Origin of the sequence: Streptomyces sp. CA2R106 (genome assembly GCF_037034245.1) — a bacterium.
Lineage (GTDB): Bacteria > Actinomycetota > Actinomycetes > Streptomycetales > Streptomycetaceae > Actinacidiphila.
Genome location: NZ_JBAGKC010000018.1, coordinates 1 through 21,838 on the forward strand (window position 1 = coordinate 1; position 21,838 = coordinate 21,838).

Genomic DNA, 21,838 nt, shown 5'->3' on the forward strand with positions numbered 1-21,838 from the left:
ACCCAGCCGCACCGCATCCGACAACCGCTCCACCAGCACCATCCCGACCCCCTCGGCCAGCCCGAAGCCGTCGGCGCCGGCCGAGAACGCCTTGCAGCGGCCGTCCGGGGACAGGCCGCGCTGGCGGGAGAACTCAACCAGCATGCCGGTGCTCGGCATCACCGTGACGCCGCCGGTGAGCGCGAGGTCGCACTCGCCGGTCCGCAGGGACTGGCAGGCCGCGTGCAGGGCGACCAGCGACGACGAGCAGGCGGTGTCGATCGTCAGCGAGGGCCCCTCCAGGCCGAGTACGTAGGACAGCCGCCCGGAGGCGACGCTGCCGGTGCTGCCGAGGAAGAGGTGCCCTTCCAGCGCGCCGGCCCGCTCGGTGGGCTCTCCGGTGCGCGGGCCGTAGTCCTGCGCGATGAGGCCGAGGTACACCCCGGTGCGGGAGCCCTTCAGGGCGCGGGCGTCCAGCCCGGCGTCCTCGACGGCCTCCCAGGCGGCCTCCAGGGCCAGCCGCTGCTGCGGGTCCATCGCCAGTGCCTCGCGCGGGGAGATCCCGAAGAACTCCGCGTCGAACTCGGCCGCGTCGTGGAGGAATCCGCCCTCGTGCTGGGAGAACGTGCCGGGGGCGCGCAGTTCGGGGTCGTAGCCGTCGGCGAGGTTCCAGCCGCGGTCGGTGGGCAGCCCGCCGACCGCGTCGATGCCGGCGGCGACGGTGTCCCACAGCCCGGCGGGCGAGGCCACGCCGCCGGGGTAGCGGCAGGCCATGCCCACGATCGCGATCGGCTCGTCCGGGCGCGCGACGGGACCGGCCGCGGCCTGCTGCCCCGGGTCGGCGGCGCCGAACAGTTCGGCGTCCAGGTGGGCGGCGAGCGCGTCCGGCGTGGGGTGGTCGAAGACGACGGTCGGGGACAGCCGCAGGCCGGTCGCGGTGGTGAGGCGGTCGCGGATGGCGACGGCGGCGAGCGAGGTGATGCCGAGGTCGCGGAAGGTCCGCCCGGCGTCCACAGCGGCGGTGTCCGCGGCCCCGTCCTCGTCCTCGTCCCCGTCCCCGGGGGTGCCGGCCGCGGCCACGGCGTCCCGCACCGCCTCCAGCAGGTGCGCGCGGCGCTCGGCCGAATCCAGCGGACCGAGCCGGTCCCGCAGCGCGTCCGACGGCGTCGTACGGGACCCGGCGGCGTCGGGGCCGCCGGTGCGCACGGCCGCGGGCAGCGGCAGCGGCGGCTGCTGATCGGCGGGCAGCAGGGCGCCCAGGTCGGTGGCGCCGCCGGCGACCCAGTACTCGGCGAGGGAGGCGGTGAAGCGGGCCGGGCCGCCCTCCCTGCGGCGCAGGGTGCCCAGCACCGCGGCGGGCACGGCGGCACTGGTGGCGGTGACCTCCATGGCGGTGGTGAGCACCGGGTGCGGGCTGACCTCGATCAGGGTGCGGTGCCCGGCGGCCAGCGCCGCCCGGTGGGCGTCGGCGAAGCGGACCGTGGAGCGCAGGTTGCGGACCCAGTAGTCGGCGTCCATGGGGGTGCCGTCCAGCGCGCCGCCGAGGACGGAGGAGTAGACGGGGATACGCGGTGCGGTCGGCCGGATGGGCGCGATGTCCGCCCGGACGCGGTCGAGGATGGCGTCGGTGTGCGGGGAGTGCGCGGCGAGCCCGACGTCGACCCGCCGGGCGTGGACGCCGCCGGCGGTGAGGTGTGCGACCAGGTCGGCTGCCGCGTCGCTGTCCCCGGAGACGACGGTCGCGCCGGGGCTGTTCTCCACGGCGACGACGAGCTGTCCGGGCCAGCGCTGCTGGAGCAGGTCGGCGACTTCGGCGGCGGGCAGCAGCACCGACACCATGTCGCCGCGGCCGGCCAGGGTGGCCTGCGCCTGGCTCCAGCGGGCCACGACCCGGGCGCCGTCGTCCAGGGACAGCGCCCCGGCGACGTGCGCGGCGGCGAGTTCGCCGAGGCTGTGGCCGAGGACGGCGGCCGGTTCGACTCCCGCCGCGCGCCACAGGCCGGCCAGCGCGACCATGACGGAGAACAGCGCGGGCTGCACCACGTCGGCGCCGGTGAGCGCGGGGCCGCCCGGCGCACCCGTCACGGAGTCGAGCAGCGAGTGGTCCAGGTAGGGGTCGAGGGCGTCCGCGCACTCGTGCATCCGGCGGGCGAACACCGGTGCGGTCTCCATGAGTTCGCTCGCCATGCCGACCCACTGCGGGCCCTGGCCGGGGAAGACGAACACCGGGCCGCCGCCGGGGGCGGCGAGCGGTGCGCCGGCGGTCAGCGCGGGGTGGCCGGTCCCGTCGGCCAGCGCGTCCAGCGCCTCCAGGGTCGGGGTGCGGTCGCCGGCCAGCACCACGGCGCGGTACGCGCCCGCGTCCGGACCGGCGTCGGCGGCCGCGGCGGCGTCAGCGGCGGCGAGGGCGTGTCCGACGCGGGCCGGGTCCCAGGTGCCGGCCTCGGCGGCGTACCGGTGCAGGGCCGCGGCACGCGCGCCCACGGCGGCGGCGCCGGGCCCGCTCAGGACCCAGGGCAGTACGGCCTCCGGCGGCGAGAACAGTGCGAAGCCGGCTGCGCTGCCACGGTGTTCGGACACGTTCTTGGCTCCCGTCGTCTTTCTTCTTCACGCGAGTTCAGCGGCGGCCGGACGGCCCGGGGACCCTCGCCGTCGGGGGGAACGGCGAGGGTCCTGCCACTTGCGTGGCCCTCAGGGTGGTCGGTGGCGCGGTCGGTCGTGTTACGGCTGTGAGGTGGCGGCGCTCAGGCGTCGTCGCGCAGCGCCCGCAGGTGCCGGGCGAGGCTGCCGGGGGTGGGGCTGTCGAAGAGGTCGGCCAGCTTCAGCCGGGTCCCGGTCACTTCCTCGACGCGCCGCACCAGGTGGGCGCCGAGCAGCGAGTGCCCGCCCAGCGCGAAGAAGTTGGCGTCCGCCGCGGCCGTCTCCACACCGAGCAGCTCGCACCACAGTCCGCGCAGTTCGCCCACGAGCCCGTCGCTGTCGTCCTGGCCGTCCGCCGGTTGCCGCGCGGCCAGCGCCAGGAGCTCCTCGGCCTCCGGTGTGCCGTCCGGGCGCAGCCGCAGCACGTCGGTGCGCACCACCCGTGCCGGGAGTGCGGCGCGCGGCAGCAGCCGGGCGGCGTGCGCGGCCACGGAGTCCGCCAGGCCGGGCCGGTCGGGGGCGGTGACGAACGCGATCGTCTCCCCGCCCGCGGGGACCACCGCGGCGGCGGTGACCTCCGGGTGCGCGCGCAGGGCGGCCTCCACCCGCTCCGGGTGCAGGACGCGGCCGTACGGGCGGCAGACGCGGTCCGCGCGGCCGTACAGCTCCAAGGCGCCGTCGTGCCGCAGCCGGCCGATCCAGCCGGTGGGCACATGGGTGGCGCCGTCGGCCCGGACGAGGCACACCTCGCCGCGCACCCCGGCCGGCAGCCGGTTGCCGCCGGGGCCGGCCACGGCGGTGTGCCGGGCGTCCAGCGGGTGCACGACGTACGGGTAGCCGCCGTTCGCGGCCGCCCAGGCAGCCGCGTCCGGCAGGCCCAGGGCCGGGCCGCCGGCCAGGACCCGGAAGGCGTCGAGGTCGCGGTCGGCCTCCACCGCGGCGGTGGCCGCCGAACGGACGGTGCCGGCGCCGGGCAGCGCGCGGTCGGCGGCGCTCCACACGTCCAACTCGCCCACCGGCCGGTCCGGTTCGGCCGCGACGGTGTGCAGCAGGGCCGCGTACCGTCGGGCCAGGGCCTCCGCGTCGGCGCGGTCGAGCACATCCGTGCAGTACAGCAGGCGCAGGCCGATCCGGTCGGCGGCGGACTGCACGAACAGCTCGACGTCGAACTTGCTGTAGCCGGTCTCGACATGCAGCGGCCTGGCCGGCAGCCCGCCGAGGGTGAGGTCCGCCTCGGGCGCCGCCGGCACGTAGTTGAACATGTGCTGGAAGAGCGTGTCACGCCAGGATGTGGTCTCGCGCCGGGTCTCGTGGGCGAGGGCGTCGACGGGCACGTCGCTGTGGGCGAGCGCGCCGAAGAAGGCGGTGCGCGCGTCCTTCACCAGGTCGCGGAAGCCGCGGTCCGGGGTGACGGCCAGCCGCAGCGGCAGGGTGTTGACGTGGTAGCCGATCGCGGACTGCGCCTCGGGCGGCCGGATGTTGACCGGCGAGCCGACGACCAGGTCCGGCCCGGCCCCGTGCGCGGCCAGCAGCACACCGAACGCGGCCAGCAGCACCACGGCCTCTGGCGCGCGCAGGGTGCGCTGGAGGCCGCGCACCAGGTCCCGGGTCTCGTCGTCCAGGACCTGGAGCACCGTGTCGCCCGCCAGATCCGGCCGGGCGGGGGCCGGGGCCGCGCAGTCCAGGTCGAGGCCGGCCGGGTCGAAGCCGTCCAGCGCGGTGCGCCAGTACGCGAGGCTGTCCGGCGTCGGCTCGGCGGCGCGCAGCGCGGGTACGGCGGCGCGCAGTTCGTCCGGCAGCGGCCGGCCGGCGGCGAACGCGTCGTAGGCGGCGGCCAGTTCGGCGACCAGGACCGGGACGGACAGCGCGTCGAAGACGAGGTGGTGGACGACCACGGCGAGGGTGTCGGCCGCGGGGCCGCGGAAGACCGCCACGCGCAGCATGAGCCGGCCGTCGCAGGCGATCGGGTCCGCGGCGAACGCGCGCAGCGCCTTGTCCAGCCCGTCGTCGCCGATGGTGTGCACCTCGGGGCGCGGTGCGGGGGTGTCGGGGTCGAGCACCTCGCGGACCAGGCCCGCCTGCCGGTCGAGGTAGGCGGTGCGCAGCACTTCGTGGCGGCGGACCACGGCCTCGACGGCGGAGTGCAGCGCCGCCGGGTCCAGCCGGCCCTCCACCCGGACGGCGAGCGGCACGTTGTTGACACCGGCGTCGGGCAGCAGCCGGTCGAGCAGCCACAGGGCGCTCTCCTTGGGCGTGGCCGCGTCCAGCCGCCGTTTGCGGGTCAGTGCGGCGAGCAGCGCCGCCGCGGCGCCGTCGGCGGGTCTCGCCTTCTCTGCTGGCTGCACGGTGGTTCACCCTTTCGCTGGTGCCAAGTGGCCCGGTGGTCGGTCGGTCGTCCGGTGTCCGGTGGTCGGTGGGGGGGGTGACCGGCGGTCGGTGCCGGCGGTCGGTGCCGGCGCGGCCGGCCGGGGGCCGGCGTTGTCGCGGCCGCGCGCCGCGGGGTCAGCCGAGCAGGTCGGTGAGCAGGTCAGCGGTGGCCTGGCTGCGCAGGATGTCGTCGTGGTCGGCCTCGACGAAGCGGCGCTGCCCGGCGTGGCGGGCGTGCGGGTCGGTGCGGGAGGTGGTCAGCGCGGTGGCGCCGGCCCAGGACGCGACCGGGTCGAAGTCCCCGGCGGCCGCGATGTAGGAGACGAACGCCTGGTAGGCGGTGCTGAGTTCGTCGGCGAGTTCGGCGTCCAGCCCGGCCCGGGTGAAGGCGGCCCCGGCGATGTCGGAGAAGATCCCGGTGAGCGTGGTGCCGAGCGCGGCGATGCTGCCGCTGTCGCGGGCGGCCTCCTCGGCGGCCTGCGCGGCGAGCGCCGACTCCTCCGGGCTCAGCACCGACGACAGCCGGGCCACCGCGGCGCGGAAGTCGGCGGTCATCCCCGCCGGGCTCGGCGGCTCGGGGTCGAACAGGACCACGGCCGGTGCCGCGTCCTGCTCGGCGGCCAGCAGCTGCGCCAGGCGCCCGGCGTACAGCGCGCCGACGCAGTAGCCGAGCACCGCGCGCACCGGGCGGCCGGTGCCGCGCACCGCCTCCGCCCAGTACGCCGCGAAGTCCTCGCCGCCGAAGGTGCGGGCCTGCGCCGGCTCGGGCTGCCGGGTCTCCCACAGCGGCGTGCAGGGGTCGAGCAGGCAGGCCAGTTCCTTGAACGTGGACTCCGGGCGGCCGGAGACGGCGAAGTCCACGGCCAGCACGAGGGGTTCGTCGCCGCCGTCGTTGAGGACCTTCCAGGCGGGCGGCGCGCTGGTCAGCAGGGACTGCGGCACAGTCACGGCAGGGGCTCCTTAGCGGTCTACTGGTCAGGGCTGCTCGGCGAGCGGCTCAGCGGTCGGCTCGGCGGGCCGGCTCAGCGGTCTGCGGCGCAGATGTGGACCGTGTGCCCGGTCGACAGCCGCAGCGTGTCCAGCACGTCCAGGCCGGCCTCGGTGATCTGGGCACGCTGCACCTCGTCGGTGCGGCCGCGGGTGCCGTCCTCGCAGACGACCATCTGGAACAGCACGCGCATCCAGTCCAGGCCGGACTCGATCAGCGGCTCGATGACCAGCAGCCGGGGCCGTACGCCGCCCGGCCGGTCGGCGGCGGTGCGCTCCATGGCCTCGCGGATGCGGCCGAGGATGACCACGCTGTTGTCGTGGTTCCAGTTGTGGAGCACGTTCTTGACGGTGTAGAGGTCGGCGCCGGCGCGGACCTCGGTGCGGAAGTCGCCGGGGTGGTAGGTGAGCCGGGCGGCGAGTCCGGGGTCGGCGGCGGCCAGTTCGGCGGCGGCCCGGGTGCACACGTCGGGGCGGTCCAGGCAGACGCCGGTCAGGTGCGGGTGGGCGGTGAGCAGGCCCTTGAGGAGTTCCCCGGTGTTGCCGCCGACGTCCAGCACGCTGCGCACGTCGGTGAAGTCGTAGGCGTCGGCGAGCGTCGCGGCGACCGGGCGGGCCAGGTCCGCCATCGCCCGGTCGTACAGGTCGGCGTCGGCGGGGTGAGCCTCGAGGTACTCGTAGATGCGGGTGCCGTGCAGGTGCCGGAACGCGGACTCGCCCGTGCGCAGGGTGTGCGGCAGGGCGGTGAAGGTGTCGGCGTACAGGCCGCCCGACAGCATCACGTAGTGCCGCATGGACTGCGGGTGCGCGTCGCGGAGTTGTGCGGACAGCGCGGAATTGCGGTACACCCCGGATTCCTCGCGCTGGAAGACGCCGAGCGCGGAGAGAATCCGCAGCAGCGCGTCCAGTGTCTCCGGGTGGGTGTCGGTCGACTTGGCGAGTTCCTCGGCCGTCATCGGCCTGCCCTCGAGGTGTTCGGCGAGATCGAGTTCCGCGGCGGCGGTCAGCGACTTCGCTATCCAGCCCATTCCCGCCAGGCCCATGAGACTGACTTCCACCCCTGCCATCCCTTCTCCGGGTTCGTCCGGCCGGTGCGCCGGTGGGGCGGTCGGCCGCGACCGCGGCCCGCGCGCCGGGACCGGTGGGTCCCGTACCGCGTCGCCGCAGCCAGCAGGCCGGAACGTGCCCCTCGCGACCCGCCCCGTACTGAACCTACGGAGCCACCCCCACCCGAGCTGAACCCTTAGGACCCCCTAGCCCGGCGGCCCCCGCGCCGCGGATAAGGGTATGGACCGCCGCTCGCGGCGCCCATTACAGTGGCACCGCTATCGTCCGGGCAAGCGGGCGGAACGCCCTGCGCGCCCGGCGACCGGGCCGCCGGCCTCGCCGCCCCGCATTCCGTCCGCCGTATTCCGTCCGCCCGCATTGCCTCCGCCCGCATTCTGCCCCGATTCTCCTGGGAGTTCCCGGCGTTCTCCGGTGTTCCGCCTTTCATCGGACCGGACCCGGATTCCACGACGGACCGGTGGACCGGAATGCGGCGGGCCCGCACGCGCGCCGGCCACGGCAGGCACGCGAGCGGCCGCGCCGGCCCCCGAATTCCGAGGAGTCCCCTTGACGCACCCGCGCAGCTACCTCTTCTTCACCGTCCCCGCCCACGGGCACATCCGCCCCACGCTGCCCGTCGCCGCCGAACTGGTGCGCCGCGGCCACCAGGTGACGTACGCCACGACCGAGCGGTTCGCCGCCGAGGCCGCCGCCACGGGTGCGCGGACGCTGCTGTACGAGCCGGGTGTCCCGGACTTCGCGGCCGCCGCGCCGGGCGACTCGCCGGACTGGCTGCCGCTGGCGATGACCGCGGCGATCACCGAGTCCGCGGCGCTGCTGCCGGTGCTCACCCGCCACTTCGCCGACGAGCGGCCCGATGTGGTGGTCTACGACACGACGATGAACCCCGCCGGCCGGCTGCTGGCGCGGCTGTGGCAGGCGCCCGCGGTGGAGGTCTCCCCGGTCTTCCTGCCGCAGCGCACCAGCAACCCGGGCTTCTCCCTGGCGGCCATGCTCCAGGGCGGCGCCGAGGGCGGCGTCGAGGAGGGCGCCGGGCAGCGCCCGGCCGTGCGGCGCTTCCGCGAGGAACTGACCGCGCTGCTGGCCGCGTACGGTGCCGCCGACGTCTCCCCGCTCGACTTCGTCACCGGCTTCCGCGGCCTGCGCATGGCGTTCTTCCCGCGCGCCTTCCAGCCCGGCGGCGAGTCGTTCGACGACCGGCACGTGTTCGTCGGGCCGTGCCTGGACACGGCCGCGCCCTCGGGGTGGCAGCCGCCCGCGGACGGCCGGCCGGTGGTGCTGGTCTCGCTCGGCACCTCCTACGGCAACCGCCCGGAGTTCTTCCGCACCTGCGTGAAGGCGTTCGCGGACAGCCCCTGGCACGTGGTGCTGACCGTCGGGCGCGCGGGCGTCGACCCGGCCGAACTCGGCCCGCTGCCCCCGCAGGTGGAGGTGCACCGCTGGATGCCGCACCTGGCGGTGCTGCCGCACGCGCGGGCGTTCGTCTGCCAGGCGGGCATGGGCAGCGTGATGGAGGCGCTGGTCTGCGGCACACCGCTGGTGCTGGCCGCGCAGGCCCGCGAACAGCAGCTGGTGGCCCGTCAGGCGGTGTCGCTGGGCCTGGGCACCGAGGTGCCCGGCGGCGACGACCTGACCGGCGACGTGCTGCTGGACGCCGTCGGTTCGGTGGCGGACGACCCGCAGGTGCGCGCGAGCCTGGCCGCGATGCGCGAGCACATCCGGCAGGCGGGCGGCACCACCCGCGCCGCCGACGTCCTGGAGCGCCATGGCGTGCGCTGACCGGCGCCCGCGACCTGCCGCCGGCGGGCCGCGGCGCCGGACCGTACGAGCGGTGCTTTGCGGGGGAGCCCGGTCGGGGCTCCCCCGCCCCGCGGCGCCGGGCCGGCCGCTGTGCTCAGCAGGGCACCATCGGCTGGAGCCCGGCGGTCGGCAGGTCCTCGCGGCTGTTGACGTTCAACTTCCGGTAGACCCGCGTCAGATGCTGCTCCACGGTGCTGATGGTGACGTGCAGGCGGTCGCCGATCTCCCGGTTGGAGTAGCCCATCGAGGCCAGCGCGGCCACCTTGCTCTCCGCCCGGCTCAGCTCGTTGATCGGGTCGGCCGGCACGGCGGCCGGGCTCGCCGCGGACCGCGGCGCCCGGACCTCGTCGGCGGCGGACGGCTCCGCGCTCTGCGCGGGGCGCAGCCGGCTGACGATGCCGGCGGCGCCGCACGCCTGCGCGAGCCGCAGCGCCTTGCGCGAGGCGTGCCGGGCCCGCGCGCTCTCCCCGACCGCCTCGTGGGCGTCGGCGAGGTCGGCCATGGTCCGGGCCAGCTCGTAGCGGTCGCCGCAGCCCTGGAGGATCTCCGCGGACTGGCGCAGCAGCGTCGGCCGCTGCTCCGGCCGCGCGACCGCGGCGCACAGCCGCAGCGCGATCCCGGCGCTGCGGCCGGTGCGGTTGCCCGCCAGCAGTGCCCACTGCTCGTCCATCAGCGCCTTCGCCCGGGTGTGGTCGCCCAGCCGCAGCAGCGCCTCGGCCGCGCCGACCCGCCACAGGGCCAGTCCCGGCGCGTCCAGGCTCCAGCGCCGCATCAGCGCGCCGCAGTCGACGAAGTCGCGCAGGGCGGCGTGCGGGCGGTCGGCGGCGAGGTGGTGGTGGGCGCGGGCGTAGCGGTACTGGAGGGCGAACCGGCTGCCGTGGTGGCGCCCGGCGGCGGCCGGGAGCTGGAGCCAGGCGCCCGCCTCCTCGGTGCGGCCCATCGCCACGTGGGCGAGCACCAGTGTGGACAGCGGGCTGCCGATCTCCACGCCCCACCCTTCGGCGTCGACGTCCTTCAGGGCCCGCGCGGCCAGCCGCACCGCGTGGCCCAGGTCGCCCTGGCGCACGGCGATCTCGGCGCGCAGCGCCGCCAGGGTGGCCCGCCAGGCGGGGGCGTCGACGCTCTCGGCCTCCGCCATCAAGGTGGTGCACCAGGAGCCGGCGCTGTCCAGCCGGTCCGCGAAGATCATCGCGGACAGCCCCATCGCCAGCGGCTCCACGGTGGCCTCGGCCACGTGGTAGAGCCGCAGGGCCTGTTCGACCTCGCTGATGAACCCGCTGTCCGCACCGCCGCCCAGCACTCCGACGAGCAGCCGGGTGGCCTGCCACTGGAGTTCGTCGCGCCCGGTGACCGGGCCGCTGCGGCGCACCACCAGGCTCTGGTCGTAGGGGAAGCGCTCGGCCACCGAGGGGAAGGTGACCGCCAGCCACATCTCCAGCAGCCGCAGTTCGGCGCACACCTCCTCGGGCAGCGAGTCGGCGTCGCGGTGCAGCCGGTGCAGGATCTCCTGCGCCTCCTGGTGCCGGCCGCTGCGCAGCAGGTAGCGGACGAGCAGCAGCGTGTACGGGGTGCCGTAGCGCTCCTGCACGAACGGCTTGGTCATCTGGTCCAGGCAGCGCAGGGCCGCCATCGGGCTGTGCCGCCACTGGATGCGGGCGAGCCGGAAGAGGATGGCGCCGCGCTCGGAGCGGTCGGCGCACAGCCGGTGGGCCTGGCGCAGCCAGGCGATGGCCTCCTCGACGCGGTTGTCGGTCAGGGCCCGGTCGGCCGCCTCCCGCAGCACCGAGACCTCCCACTGTGCGCGCTCGGTGCCCGGTTCGGTCTCCCGTGCGGAGCCGAGGAGGCGGCTGGCGACCTCGGTGGCGGGGGCGCCGGCGTCGTACAGCATGCGGGCTACCCGCAATTGCATCCCGGCGCGCTCCGGTTCGGCGATGCGGTCCATGACGGCGGCCGCGGCGGCGGGGTGGCGGAAGCGCCCGCCACCGGTCAGGCCGACGGAGTCGAGCATCCGCAGCAGCCGGTGGGCGGTGTCCCGGCTGGTGCCGAGGCACTCGGCCAGCAGTTCCTTGCCGGTACTGTCACCGAGCAGCGCCACCCACTGGGCGGCCTCTCGCGTCATCGGCCCGGAGCGGCCCAGGCACGCGGCGACGGCCTGGGCGAAGTGCTCCCCGACCACCGGTTCGCGGTGGCCGCGGGCCGGTGGTGCGGAATCGTCCAGATCACCCAGCAATGCGTGCAGCAGCAGGGGACTTCCCCCACTGATGTCGTAATATCCGGTACCCATAAGAACGGCCTTCTCGGCGCCGATCCGGTCGGCGAGCAGTTCCGCGACCCCGACCGGACTGAGCAGCCCGGTGCGGATATGGTTCAGCCCCGGCAGCCGCATGATCTCCGCCCGCAGGAGCGGAAAACGCGGCGGCAGTCCGTCGGTTTCCGCCAGCACCATGGAGACGCGCGCCGAGCGCATTCGGCGGGCGAAATAGAGAAGATACAGCAGGGAAATGACGTCGGAATTCTGTGCGTCATCCAGGAGAAGCACGACGGGTGTGCGCTCGGAGAAGGCGAGCAGATGCTCCCACAGTCCCTCGGCGACTCTCGCGTGGTCCGGCGTGAGGTCCTTGGCGGCCCCGTCGGCGTCGGCCCGCGCCCCTTCGGCCAGTAGCTCGCCCAGCCGCCCGGCGCGTTCCGTACCCATCGGAAGCGCGTCGAAGACCTGGCGTATGACGGTCAGCGGCACATTCCGTTCCAGCGGGGAGCAGGAGACGGTGACGGTGGCGACGCCCTGCCCGGCCGCCCAGCGGGCCGCCTCCACCTGTAAAGCGGTCTTCCCGCTGCCCGCCACACCGCTGACGAAAGCGATTCCCCCGCTCCCGTTCTTCCCTGCCGCCACCATTCTGCACAGTGCGGCGAGTTCGTTCTTTCGCTCGGCCAGCGAAGCCAATTGACACAACCCCCGTTGTTGTCTCGGCATCAAACGTGATGGCCACCACATGGGCGCGGATTCCGGGGTCACCGGCACCGCCCGCGGCGAGGCGCGATCGAAAAGATTCGCAAATCCTCCACACAATGGCTCCCAACCAGGCGATTGAACCACACGCTAATGCAAAGTGCAAGCAAAACATTCCAGCCTGCGAATTCGGCGGGGATGCGCCTCTTGTCGGCTTCGCCAGCCCGTCGCGCAGCGTGATCACCGAACACCGGAGCTTGTCACACCCGCCCCTTCCGCCCCACGGACGGCCATAAAAGGGCGGACCTTTTGGAATGTATATGCGGGAATTCCCCGGACGCCCGCCGGAAATGCTTCCTTGACCGTTCAGTGAGCACCATGACATAGTGAGCACACACTCAAGATGTGCACCGACTCACCAGGGAGTGTCCGTGCCCCAAGATCCCGCGGCCGCCGGGCTCGTCTCGGCCCTCACCGAGGCCGTGTCACCGCTGCTGCGGCACGCCGGAGCCGTCTTCGCCAGCCACCAGGTGCCCTTCTCCCAGGCGAGCCTGCTCACCGACGTCTACGAACTGGGCGCCCCGCAGCGCATGAGCACGCTCGCCCAGCGCTTCGAGGTGGCCCCGCGCACCGTCACCGCGCTCGTCGACGGCCTGGAGCGCCGCGGGCTGGTCCAGCGGACCCCCGACCCCGACGACCGGCGCGCCATCCTGGTCAGCCTCACCGGCAAGGGCAACGCGCTGATGCAGGAGATCGAGTGGGGCAAGCAGGCCCTCGCCGACGAACTGGTCAACGGCCTCACCGCGGACGAGCGCGCCGAGTTCGCCCGCCTGCTCGCCAAGCTGCGGGTCGCCCCCGGCCACGAGAAGGGGTCCCCCGCATGAGTGCCGGCCCGTCCCTGACCAAGGGCGCCGGGGGTGCCGGGAGCGCCCCGGCCGCCGACCGCGCCCACCGCAACCGCTGGTACGTCCTCGCGGTCATCGCCACCGCCCAGCTGATGGTGATGCTCGACGGCACCATCGTGCAGATCGCCCTGCCCTCCGCCCAGCAGTCCCTGCACATGTCCGACACCAACCGGCAGTGGATGGTGACCGCCTACGCCCTGGCCTTCGGCGGGCTGCTGCTGGTCGGCGGCCGGCTCGCGGACCGCTTCGGCCGCGGCCGGACCTTCCTGGTGGGCCTGGTCGGCTTCGCCGTCGTCTCCGCGATCGGCGGCGCCGCGCCGGACACCGGCACGCTGATCGCCGCCCGCGCCCTCCAGGGCGTCTTCGCCGCGATCCTCTCCCCGGCCACGGTGTCCCTGCTGACCACCACCTTCACCGACACCAGGGAACGCGCCAAGGCGTTCGGCCTGTTCAGCGGGATCGTCGGCAGCGGGGCCGCGATCGGGCTGATCGTCGGCGGCGTGCTCACCGAGTACGCCGGCTGGCGCTGGTGCCTGTACGTGAACGTGCCGCTCGCCGTCGCCGTCACCGCGCTGGGCGTCGCCACCCTGCCGCGCGACCGCGGCCACCGGGACATCAGCCTCGACCCGACCGGCGCGGTCCTCGGCTGCCTCGGCCCGGTCGCCCTGGTCTACGGGCTGTCCGAGGCGCCCGAGCGCGGCTGGGACTCCGCACTGGTGATCGGCCTGCTCGCCGTATCCGCCGTCCTGATCTGCGCGTTCCTGTTCTCCCAGACCCGCATCCGGCAGCCGCTGCTGCCGCTGCGCGTCGTCACCGAACGCACCCGCGCCGGCTCCTTCCTGGGAGCCGCGCTGCTCAACTTCGGCATGATGGGCATCTCCCTGTTCGCCACCTACCACCTCCAGACCGTCATGCACTACAAGCCGCTGAAGGCGGGGCTGGCGTTCCTGCCGATGGTCGGTGCGGTCATGGTGGTCGCCACCCAGGTCGTCGCCCGCGTGATGGGACGCGTCCCGACCCGCTGGCTGGTCGGCCCCGGCCTCGCCTTCACCGCGGCCGGGGTGTGGATGTTCACCACCCTGTCCGAGCACAGCTCCTACCTGTTCGGGGTGCTGCCCGCCTGGCTGCTGCTGGGCGTCGGCATGGGGCTGAGCTACTCCCCCACCACCCACGCCTCGCTGGCCGGGGTCGCCGAACGCGACTCGGGCGCGGTCTCCGCCTTCCAGACCACGGCCCGCCAGGTCGGCGGCGCCATCGGGCTCGCGCTGAGCAACACCCTGGCCGCCGACGCCGCGGCCGCCTACTTCACCGGCCACCGCCACCAGGGCGCCCAGGCCGACCTGATCCTGAAGTCCGTCGTGCACGGCAGCGCGTCCGCCGCGTGGTGGGTCAGCGGCGTCCTCGTCGTCGGCGCCGTGGTGTGCACCGTCATGATCGACGCCGACCCGCGCCGCGCCCAGGAAGGCGGCACCGCGCCGCGCGTCGAGAGCGGGCCCGCCGTCGACCACCGCGGCCCGGCCCCGTCCCCCGGCACCTGACGGCCTGCCCCCGCCCCGAAACCCCCGGCCCGGCTCCGCAGACACCCCCGACTGCCAGGAGCCGGGCCGGGCTGCCGTCTCCCCCGCCCGGCGAGCCCCGGACGCCTCAGGGCGCCCCGCAGGACCGCGGCCGCCGCCAGCAGGTGCGACAGCTCGCCCACGCCGCACGAACGTCCTGCCGCCGTGGTTGACACGCTCCCCCGGCCGCTCCTACCTTCGACGCATCATACTTCGTACGTCATATACGAGTTCGCTGGGAGCGCTGGTCGAGCGGACCGGGGCCCGGGTCGTCATCGTCTGCACGCCGATCCACACCCACACTCCCCTGGCACTGACCGCGGCGGCCTGCGGGGCGCACGTCCTGCTGGAGAAGCCGCCCGCCCCGTCCTGGGCCGAGTTCGAGCGGCTTTCCGGCGGTCTGGACGCAGGTTTGCCCGTGGGTGAGCGGGGTTCATGGTGGCGGGGCCGGTCAGTCGTGGGAGCGGGCGACGAGTTGGGTGGGGTTGACGAAGCGCAGCGCGATCAGCAGCAGGACCGCCATCGAGCCGGTGTAGAGGACGGCCATGGCGTCCACCGACTGGGTGGCCCGGATGCCGGCGGAGTTCACGGCGGAGAACAGCGCCACGATCAGGGTCTGGCTGGTCGGCCCCGAGGTGAGGAAGGTCAACTCGAACATGCCGAAGGTGCGCACCAGTACCAGGATGCCGGCCGCGAGCATGCCGGGCAGCAGCAGCGGCGACACGATCCGGGTCAGCACGGTCCAGGTGGAGGCGCCGCACATCCGTGCCGCGTGCTCGATCTTCGGGTCGATCTGCTCGATGAACGGCGTCATCGTGAAGACCACGAAGGGGATGGACGGCACCAGGTTCGCCAGCACCACGCCGGTCACGGAGCCGGCCAGCTGGAACTTGTACAGCACGGTGGCCAGCGGGATGCCGTAGGCGATCGGCGGGACCAGGATGGGCAGCACGAACAGGGTGGTGAGCAGCCTCTTCCCGGGGAAGGACCGGCGGGCCAGCGCGTACGCGGCGGGCACCCCGAGCACGAGCGAGACCACCACCACCGCGAGGGTCACCTCGAGCGTGGTGCCGAGCACCTGGCCGAGGCTGAACTCCTTCCAGGCGTCGCTGTACCAGTGGCCGGTCCAGCCGTTGGGCAGCCAGTGGTCGAACCAGGCCCGGCCGAAGGAGTTCAGCAGCACCGTGACGATCACGCCGAGCAGGTTGACGAAGAAGAACGCCAGGACCGCCCAGGTCAGCCAGGTGCCCGGCCGCAGCACGATCCGGCGCCGGCCGGGTGCCGGTGGCGCCGGGGTGGACGCGGGCGGGGAACTGAGTACGGCGGTCATCCCTTGCCTCCGGTGGTTCCGGTGTACAGACGGGAGCGCGCGACGGTGACCGCGCCCAGGACGGCGAACATCAGCACCGTCATGATCATCGCGTCGGCGCAGCCCTGCGCGTAGTCGAAGCGCTGCAGGGCGGCTTCGTACGCTTCGATGGAGATCACGTGGGTCTTGCCGTCGGGGTCGCCGACCATCATCGCGGAGGGGAAGACGGCGAAGGCCATCACGAACGTCAGGCAGAAGGTGGTCATCAGGCCGGGCAGCAGCAGCGGGAAGGTGATGTGGCGGAAGCGCTGCCACCAGCCGGCGCCCAGGGTGGACGCGGCCTTCTCCAGGCTCGGGTGGATGCCGGAGAGGTAGGAGTGGGTGAGCAGGTAGGCGAAGGGGAAGCCGCTGATGATCAGGGACAGCAGCACCCCCGTGTAGTTCATGGTCAGACGGACCGGCGAGTCCGCCAGCCCCAGCAGGTGCAGGGTGCGGTTGAACCACCCGGAGGGACCGTAGAACTCCAGGATGCCCTCCGCCGTGAGCACCGTGCCCAGCGTGATCGGCACGACCAGCAGGGCCAGCAGCAGCCGTTTGCCGCGGAAGTCGCGGCGCATCCGGTACGCGATGGGCACCGACGCGCCGACGTTGATCAGGGCGGCCGGGATCGCCAGCGAGAAGGTCGCCCAGATGGACTTGCGGGCGAAGGGGTCCGCGAAGAAGTGCCGGTACGCGCCCAGCGGTCCGCCGTGCGAGGGCTGGAACGACAACTGGAGCCCGTACAGGAACGGGTAGCAGAACAGCGCGACGACGGCGAGCGCGCCGGGCAGCACCAGGAGCAGCATCCGGTCCACGCCCCGCTCGGCGAGGCGGTGGCGCAGGGCGGCTTTGGCCGCCGGGCCGGGCGGGCCCGGGGCGGGGGCGGTCACCTCGGGGACCGGGGCGGTCATGACGCGCCCTCCGCCCCGGGTTGCCCGTCGGGCTCTCCACCGTGCTCACCCGGCCGGCCGGCGGCTCCGTCCGCCGTGCCCGCCGCCGCGCGGGCCTCGCCGTCCCGGTCCGCCGGCGCACCGTTCTCCGCGGCCGGACCGTCCTTCGCGGGGAAGATCAGCGCGCGCTCCGGGTCGACGGCGAGGGACACCGGTTCTCCCGGCCGGACCTGCTCATGGGCGGTGAAGTACAGCCGGTCGCCGTCCGGCGTGACGGCCTCCACGTGCAGCACCCGGCCGTGGTACTCGACGATCTCGGCGACCGCCTCGCTCAGCGGCCGCTCGCCCGCCACGGCGAGCCGCAGGTCCTCGGGGCGGATCGCGACGACGACGTCCTGCCCCGCCTGCGGCGGCCGCGCGCCGGCCGGGGTGCCGCGCAGCCGCAGACCCCGCCCCTCGGCGACGGCGCCGGCGGCGTCGGCCGAGGCGACGCGCAGCGGCAGCAGGTTGCGGTAGCCCATGAACGCGGCGACGTGCGGGTCGGCGGGGTGCTCGTACAGCTCGGCGGGGGTGCCGACCTGGCTGACCCGGCCTTCGCGGAGCACCACCAGGCGGTCGGCCAGCGACAGCGCCTCCTCCTGGTCGTGGGTGACGTACAGGGTGGTGAGCCCGAACTCCTGGTGGATACGCCGGATCTCGCTGCGCATCTGGAGCCGCAGGGCCGCGTCCAGGTTGGACAGCGGCTCGTCCATCAGCACCAGCGGCGGCTCCATCACGATCGCGCGGGCGATCGCGACCCGCTGCTGCTGTCCACCGGAGAGCTGGCCCGGGTGCTTGTGGGCGTGGTCGGTCAACCGGACCAGGCGCAGCACCTCGGCCACCCGCGCCCGCGTCTCCTGCTTGCCGACCCCGCGCATCTTCAGCCCGAAGGCGACGTTGGCGCGCACGGTCAGGTGGGGGAAGAGGGCGTAGTTCTGGAACACCATGCCGAATCCGCGCTTCTCCGGCGGCAGGGTGTCCACCCGCTTCCCGTCCAGCACGATCTCGCCGCCGGTCAGCGGGAGGAGTCCGGCCAGACAGTTCAGCGCCGTGGTCTTGCCGCATCCGGAGGGACCGAGGAGGGCGACGAACTCGCCGCCGCGGATGGTCAGGTCGAGCGGATGCAGGGCGAGGTGCCCGCCGTAGGCGCGGCTGACCCCGCGCAGCCGCAACTCGTCGAGCTGGGACCCGGAGCGCTTGCGCGCCTCCGCGGCCGGCGGAGGGGCCTTCCGTGGGCTCATGCCAGGGGTCACCGTGCTCACTTGGTCGAGCCGATCTTCTTGTCCCACAGGTCGAACGCGGTGACCTGGGCGGTGGCGGGCAGCGAGTTCTTGGCCGGGAACTTCGAGATCCAGCCGTCGAACTCGGTGTCGCCGTATTTCTGGAGGGTCGTCCGCGAGGCGGCCGGGGCCTGGCTGAGGGCCACGTTCCTGACCGCGGGGCCCGGGTAGAAGTAGCCCTGGTCGTAGGTGACGGCCTGCTGGTCCGGGGTGAGGGCGAAGGCCAGCAGCCGCATCGTGGCGATCAGCTCGTCGTCGGAGACGCCCTTGGGGATGACGCCGTACTGGGCGTCGGTGACCCAGGTGAGGTTGTCGAACCTGGCCGCCTTGATGCCGGCCGGCACCGTGCCCAGGGCCCGGGGGTTGATGTACCAGCCCATGGTGCTGGCGATGACGTGCACCGTGCCCTGGGCCAGGTTGGTCATGACCGTGGAGGTCTTGGGCGGGTAGGGGGCGGTGTACTTGTTCAGCTCCGTCAGGTACGCCCAGGTCCTGGACCAGCCGTTGGTGGGGTCGCTGGGGTCGGAGTCGCCCAGCAGGTACGGCAGGCCCATCAGGAGGGTGCGGCCGGGGCCGGAGTTGCGCGGCTGCGCGTACTGGAACTTGCCCTTGTTCGCTTTGGCCCACTCCAGCAGGGCGTCCGTGGTGGTGGGCACGGAGGTCACTTTGGCCGGGTCGTACTCCAGCAGCGGGCCGCCCGGTGTGGTGACCAGCTCGATGCCCTGGTCCTGGGCGAGGGTCGCCATGGACGCGGCGGGTCCGTTGTAGCCGGCCATCAGTCCGGGGAAGAAGCGGTCGTAGTACGGCTTGAGGTCGTACCACAGGCCCTTCTGGATACCGGCTGCCAGGCCGTCGGTCCCGGTCAGCACCAGCTGGATCTGCACGTTGCCGGCCTGCTGCTGGGCCTGCACCTTCGGCGCGAGGTCGGGGGCGGTGCCGGTGGTGGTGGTGATGTGCGAGACGACGTCGGGGTGCTGGGCCTTGAAGGCGTCGATGATCGGCTTGGTGAGCGCCAGGTTGCCCGCGACGTCCAGGATGTTCAGCGTGACGGGTTTGGACGGCTTGGTGGCCAGGGTGCCGGCCGCGGCGGTCTTGCCGGGGCTGCCGCCGCTGCTCGGGGAGCCGCAGGCGGCCAGCACGGGGGCGGCCGAGGCGGCGGCCATGCCGCCGATCAGCAGGCGGCGGGACAGATTTCCGTCGAACTCGGACATGACGATTGCGGCCCTTCGTCGGGTACAGGTCACGAGCAGCTGACGTGCGGGGACCGGGGGTGGGAAAACCTCCCGGGTGGAGCCGGTACAAGAGGGTCCGAACAGCGATGCGGAGCGGGGCCGGGTGGTTCAGTGCGGGTCGGGTGCCGGGTCGTATCCCGGCCGGGCCAGGAAGTCGAAGTCGCAGCCGGCGTCCGCCTGGGTGATGTGCTCGGCGTAGAGCGCGCCGTAGCCGCGTTCGAAACGGGGTGCGGGCGGCTGCCAGGCGGCGCGGCGGCGGCGGAGCTCCTCGTCGTCCACCTCGAGGGTCAGCAGCCGGTTCGGCACGTCCAGGGTGATCAGGTCCCCGGTGCGCACCAGGGCGAGCGGGCCGCCCGCGTGCGACTCGGGGGCGACGTGCAGGACGCAGGTGCCGTAACTGGTGCCGCTCATCCGGGCGTCGGAGATCCGCACCAGGTCCTCGACCCCGCGTTCGAGCAGGTACGCGGGGATCGGCAGCATGCCGTACTCGGGCATGCCGGGCCCGCCGAGCGGTCCCGCGCCGCGCAGCACCAGCACGGTGTCCGCGGTGATGCCCAGCGCCGGGTCGTCGATCCGGCGCTTGAGCTCCGGGTAGGAGTCGAAGACCACGGCCGGACCGGTGTGGGTGAGCAGCTTCGGGTCCGCAGCCAGGTGCTTGATCACCGCCCGGCCGGGTGCGAGGTTGCCGCGCAGCACCGCGACCCCGCCCTCGGACGCCACCGGGTCCTCGGGGGTGCGGATCACCTTCGGCACCTGGATCTCGGCGTCCGCGTAGTAGGAGGAGAACGGCCTGCCGGTCACGGTCATCCGGTCCGGGTGCAACGCGCCCGGGACCCGGGCCAGTTGGGCCAGCAGCGCCGGGAGGCCGCCGGCGTAGTAGAAGTCCTCCATCAGGTGCGCGCCGACCGGCCGCACGTCCGCCAGCACCGGCACCCGGGTGCCGATGGCGTCGAAGTCCTCCAGCGAGAGCGCGACGCCGGCCCGGCCGGCCATCGCGATCAGGTGGATCAGCGCGTTGGTGGAGCCGCCGAGGGCCAGCACCGTGGCGGCGGCGTCCTCGAAGGCGTCCCGGGTGAGTACCTTCGCCGGCGTCAGCCCCTCACGTACCAGCGCCACGGCCCGGGCCCCGGAGGCGGCGGCCATCCGGTGGTGGGCGCTGTCCACGGCCGGGATGGCGGAGGAACCGGGCAGCGCCAGGCCCAGCGCCTCGGCGGCGGCCGTCATGGTCGAGGCGGTGCCCATCGTCATGCAGTGGCCCGGCGAGCGGGCCAGCCCGCATTCGACCCCGGCCATCTCGCACTCGTCGATCCGGCCCGCCCGGTGCCCGTCCCAGTACGACCACAGGTCGGTGCCGCTGCCCAGCGTCCGGCCGCGGTGGTGGCCGCGCAGCATCGGCCCGGACGGGACGACCAGCGCCGGCAGCGCCGCGCTCGTGGCGCCCATCAGCAGGGCCGGCACGGTCTTGTCGCAGCCGCCCATCAGCACGGCGCCGTCCACCGGGTAGGACCGCAGCAGCTCCTCGGTCTCCATGGCCAGCAGGTTGCGGTAGAGCATCGGCGTCGGCTTCTGGAAGGTCTCCGACATGGTGGAGACCGGGAACTCCAGCGGGAACCCGCCTGCCTGCCACACCCCGCGCTTGACCTGCTCGGCACGCTCCCGCAGGTGCATGTGGCAGGGGTTGATGTCCGACCACGGGTTCAGGATCGCGATGACCGGCTTGCCCAGGTGCTCCTCGGGCAGGTAGCCGAGCTGGCGCATCCGCGAGCGGTGGCTGAAGGCGCGCAGCTCGCCGCCGGTCGCGCCCTGCCCGAACCACGCGGCGCTGCGCAGCGTGACCTGCCCGGTCGCGTCGTCGCTCACAGCCAACCACCCTCCCGCCAGGCGGATATCAGCCCGGCGATCTTCGTCCGCACGTCGTCGGGCAGCACCCGGGACGGCGGCCGGACCGCCGATCCGCACAGCTCCAGCTGGGCCAGCGCCTCCTTGACCACGCTGACGTTGTCCGCCGACGCGTCGGCCGCCCGCAGTTCCTCGAAGAGGCGGACGGTCTCCCACACCGCCATCGCCCCGGTGAAGTCGCCGGCGCGCAGCGCGTCCAGCAGCGCGCCGGACAACCGCGGCGCCACGTTGACCAGGCCAGAGGTGAAACCGGTCGCCCCCACCGCCCAGTAGCCGGGCGTGGACAGCTCGGCGAGGCCGGCGATCCAGGCGAAACGCCCCAGCCCGGCGTCCCGCGCGACCGAGGCGAAGCGCACCGGGTCCGGGACGGCGTACTTGACGGCGACCACGTTCGGGCTGTGCTCGGCGAGGGTACGGATCTGCGCCCCGGAGACGCGCGGGTCGCGTACGTAGAGCACCACGCCCAGTTCGGGCACCGAGTCGGCGATGGCGCGGTGGTAGTCGATCCAGCCCTCGACGGACCGGTAGGGGTGCACCGGCTGGTGCACCATCACCGAGCCGGCCCCGGCGTCCCGGGCGTGCCGGGCCGCCGCGACCGCGCCGGCGATGTCCAGCCCGACGCCGGCCACCACCTCGGCCCGGCCGGCGACCGCCGCCACGGTCGACTCCACGGCCCGCCGGGTCTCGGCGGCGGTGAGGGTGTAGAACTCGCCGGTGTTGCCGTTGGGGGTGACCACCTCGACGCCGTTGCCGACCAGGCGGTGGATCAGGGCCGCGTGGGTGTCCCAGTCCACGCTGCCGTCCCGGTGGAAGGGCGTGACCGGGATGGCCACCACCGTCGACAGTCTGCCGCGCAGATCGTCCAGGGACGTCGTGCTGTCATGCGTGTCCACGGTCATCT

General features: G+C 74.0%; 14 protein-coding genes and 1 pseudogene. 4 read left to right on the plus strand and 11 right to left on the minus strand.

The features are described 5' to 3' along the window. The 4 genes from WA788_RS23315 to WA788_RS23330 form a co-directional block, all read right to left on the minus strand. On the minus strand, positions 1–2,559 hold a 2,559-nt coding region (locus WA788_RS23315; RefSeq protein ID WP_335980435.1), incomplete at its 3' end, for a beta-ketoacyl synthase N-terminal-like domain-containing protein. Positions 2,560–2,723: 164 nt separating this feature from the next. Next, positions 2,724–4,964: a condensation domain-containing protein gene (locus tag WA788_RS23320; protein ID WP_335980438.1), complete on the minus strand. Its 2,241-nt coding sequence runs from the start codon at positions 4,962–4,964 to the stop codon at positions 2,724–2,726. A gap of 157 nt (positions 4,965–5,121) precedes the next feature. Then, positions 5,122–5,934: a hypothetical protein gene (locus WA788_RS23325; protein WP_335980440.1), complete on the minus strand. Its 813-nt coding sequence runs from the start codon at positions 5,932–5,934 to the stop codon at positions 5,122–5,124. A gap of 74 nt (positions 5,935–6,008) precedes the next feature. Continuing rightward, a complete protein-coding gene (locus tag WA788_RS23330; protein WP_335980443.1) occupies positions 6,009–7,031 on the minus strand; it encodes a methyltransferase in 1,023 nt (340 codons plus the stop codon). 556 nt (positions 7,032–7,587) lie between these two features. On the opposite strand from WA788_RS23330, the gene WA788_RS23335 reads away from it, so the two are divergent. Further along, the gene (locus tag WA788_RS23335) at positions 7,588–8,820 is read left to right on the plus strand and encodes a macrolide family glycosyltransferase (protein ID WP_335980445.1); all 1,233 of its coding nucleotides are present in this window, start codon (positions 7,588–7,590) and stop codon (positions 8,818–8,820) included. 115 nt (positions 8,821–8,935) lie between these two features. On the opposite strand, the gene WA788_RS23340 is transcribed toward WA788_RS23335, so the two are convergent. Next, complete coding sequence (locus WA788_RS23340; RefSeq protein WP_335980607.1) at positions 8,936–11,833, minus strand: helix-turn-helix transcriptional regulator; 2,898 nt, start codon at positions 11,831–11,833, stop codon at positions 8,936–8,938. A gap of 386 nt (positions 11,834–12,219) precedes the next feature. On the opposite strand from WA788_RS23340, the gene WA788_RS23345 reads away from it, so the two are divergent. From WA788_RS23345 to WA788_RS23355, 3 genes and pseudogenes are all read left to right on the plus strand, one after another. Next, positions 12,220–12,672, plus strand: coding sequence for a MarR family winged helix-turn-helix transcriptional regulator (locus WA788_RS23345; RefSeq protein WP_335980447.1), 453 nt, complete (start codon positions 12,220–12,222; stop codon positions 12,670–12,672). Beyond that, positions 12,669–14,231 carry an MFS transporter gene (locus tag WA788_RS23350; RefSeq protein WP_335980449.1) on the plus strand — a complete coding sequence of 521 codons (1,563 nt, stop codon included), beginning with the start codon at positions 12,669–12,671 and terminating at the stop codon, positions 14,229–14,231. Before WA788_RS23345 ends, WA788_RS23350 begins: the two co-directional genes overlap by 4 nt. Positions 14,232–14,418: 187 nt before the next feature. Beyond that, positions 14,419–14,628, plus strand: a pseudogene (locus WA788_RS23355) (Gfo/Idh/MocA family oxidoreductase); the annotation flags it as partial. A 72-nt stretch (positions 14,629–14,700) separates the two neighbouring features. Here the strand turns inward: WA788_RS23355 and WA788_RS23360 are convergent. The 6 genes from WA788_RS23360 to WA788_RS23385 form a co-directional block, all read right to left on the minus strand. Next, on the minus strand, positions 14,701–15,579 hold the full coding sequence (locus WA788_RS23360) for an ABC transporter permease (protein ID WP_335980450.1): 879 nt from the start codon (positions 15,577–15,579) through the stop codon (positions 14,701–14,703). Next, a complete protein-coding gene (locus WA788_RS23365; RefSeq protein ID WP_335980452.1) occupies positions 15,576–16,508 on the minus strand; it encodes an ABC transporter permease in 933 nt (310 codons plus the stop codon). Before WA788_RS23365 ends, WA788_RS23360 begins: the two co-directional genes overlap by 4 nt. After that, complete coding sequence (locus WA788_RS23370; protein WP_335980454.1) at positions 16,505–17,767, minus strand: ABC transporter ATP-binding protein; 1,263 nt, start codon at positions 17,765–17,767, stop codon at positions 16,505–16,507. Before WA788_RS23370 ends, WA788_RS23365 begins: the two co-directional genes overlap by 4 nt. Before the next feature lie 17 nt (positions 17,768–17,784). Then, entirely contained in the window at positions 17,785–19,017 is a 1,233-nt protein-coding gene (locus tag WA788_RS23375; RefSeq protein ID WP_335980455.1) for an extracellular solute-binding protein, read from the minus strand. A gap of 129 nt (positions 19,018–19,146) precedes the next feature. Beyond that, complete coding sequence (locus tag WA788_RS23380; RefSeq protein WP_335980457.1) at positions 19,147–20,898, minus strand: IlvD/Edd family dehydratase; 1,752 nt, start codon at positions 20,896–20,898, stop codon at positions 19,147–19,149. Further along, on the minus strand, positions 20,895–21,836 hold the full coding sequence (locus WA788_RS23385; protein ID WP_335980458.1) for a dihydrodipicolinate synthase family protein: 942 nt from the start codon (positions 21,834–21,836) through the stop codon (positions 20,895–20,897). Before WA788_RS23385 ends, WA788_RS23380 begins: the two co-directional genes overlap by 4 nt. Positions 21,837–21,838 lie beyond the last annotated feature (2 nt).

What these genes read in the sequence shown, in the direction of transcription:
- WA788_RS23340 (WP_335980607.1), bottom strand. Translation starts at nt 11,833, where the DNA reads ATGTGGTGGCCATCACGTTTGATGCCGAGACAACAACGGGGGTTGTGT.
- WA788_RS23350 (WP_335980449.1), top strand. Translation starts at nt 12,669, where the DNA reads ATGAGTGCCGGCCCGTCCCTGACCAAGGGCGCCGGGGGTGCCGGGAGC.
- WA788_RS23360 (WP_335980450.1), bottom strand. Translation starts at nt 15,579, where the DNA reads ATGACCGCCGTACTCAGTTCCCCGCCCGCGTCCACCCCGGCGCCACCG.
- WA788_RS23365 (WP_335980452.1), bottom strand. Translation starts at nt 16,508, where the DNA reads ATGACCGCCCCGGTCCCCGAGGTGACCGCCCCCGCCCCGGGCCCGCCC.
- WA788_RS23370 (WP_335980454.1), bottom strand. Translation starts at nt 17,767, where the DNA reads ATGAGCCCACGGAAGGCCCCTCCGCCGGCCGCGGAGGCGCGCAAGCGC.
- WA788_RS23375 (WP_335980455.1), bottom strand. Translation starts at nt 19,017, where the DNA reads ATGTCCGAGTTCGACGGAAATCTGTCCCGCCGCCTGCTGATCGGCGGC.
- WA788_RS23385 (WP_335980458.1), bottom strand. Translation starts at nt 21,836, where the DNA reads ATGACCGTGGACACGCATGACAGCACGACGTCCCTGGACGATCTGCGC.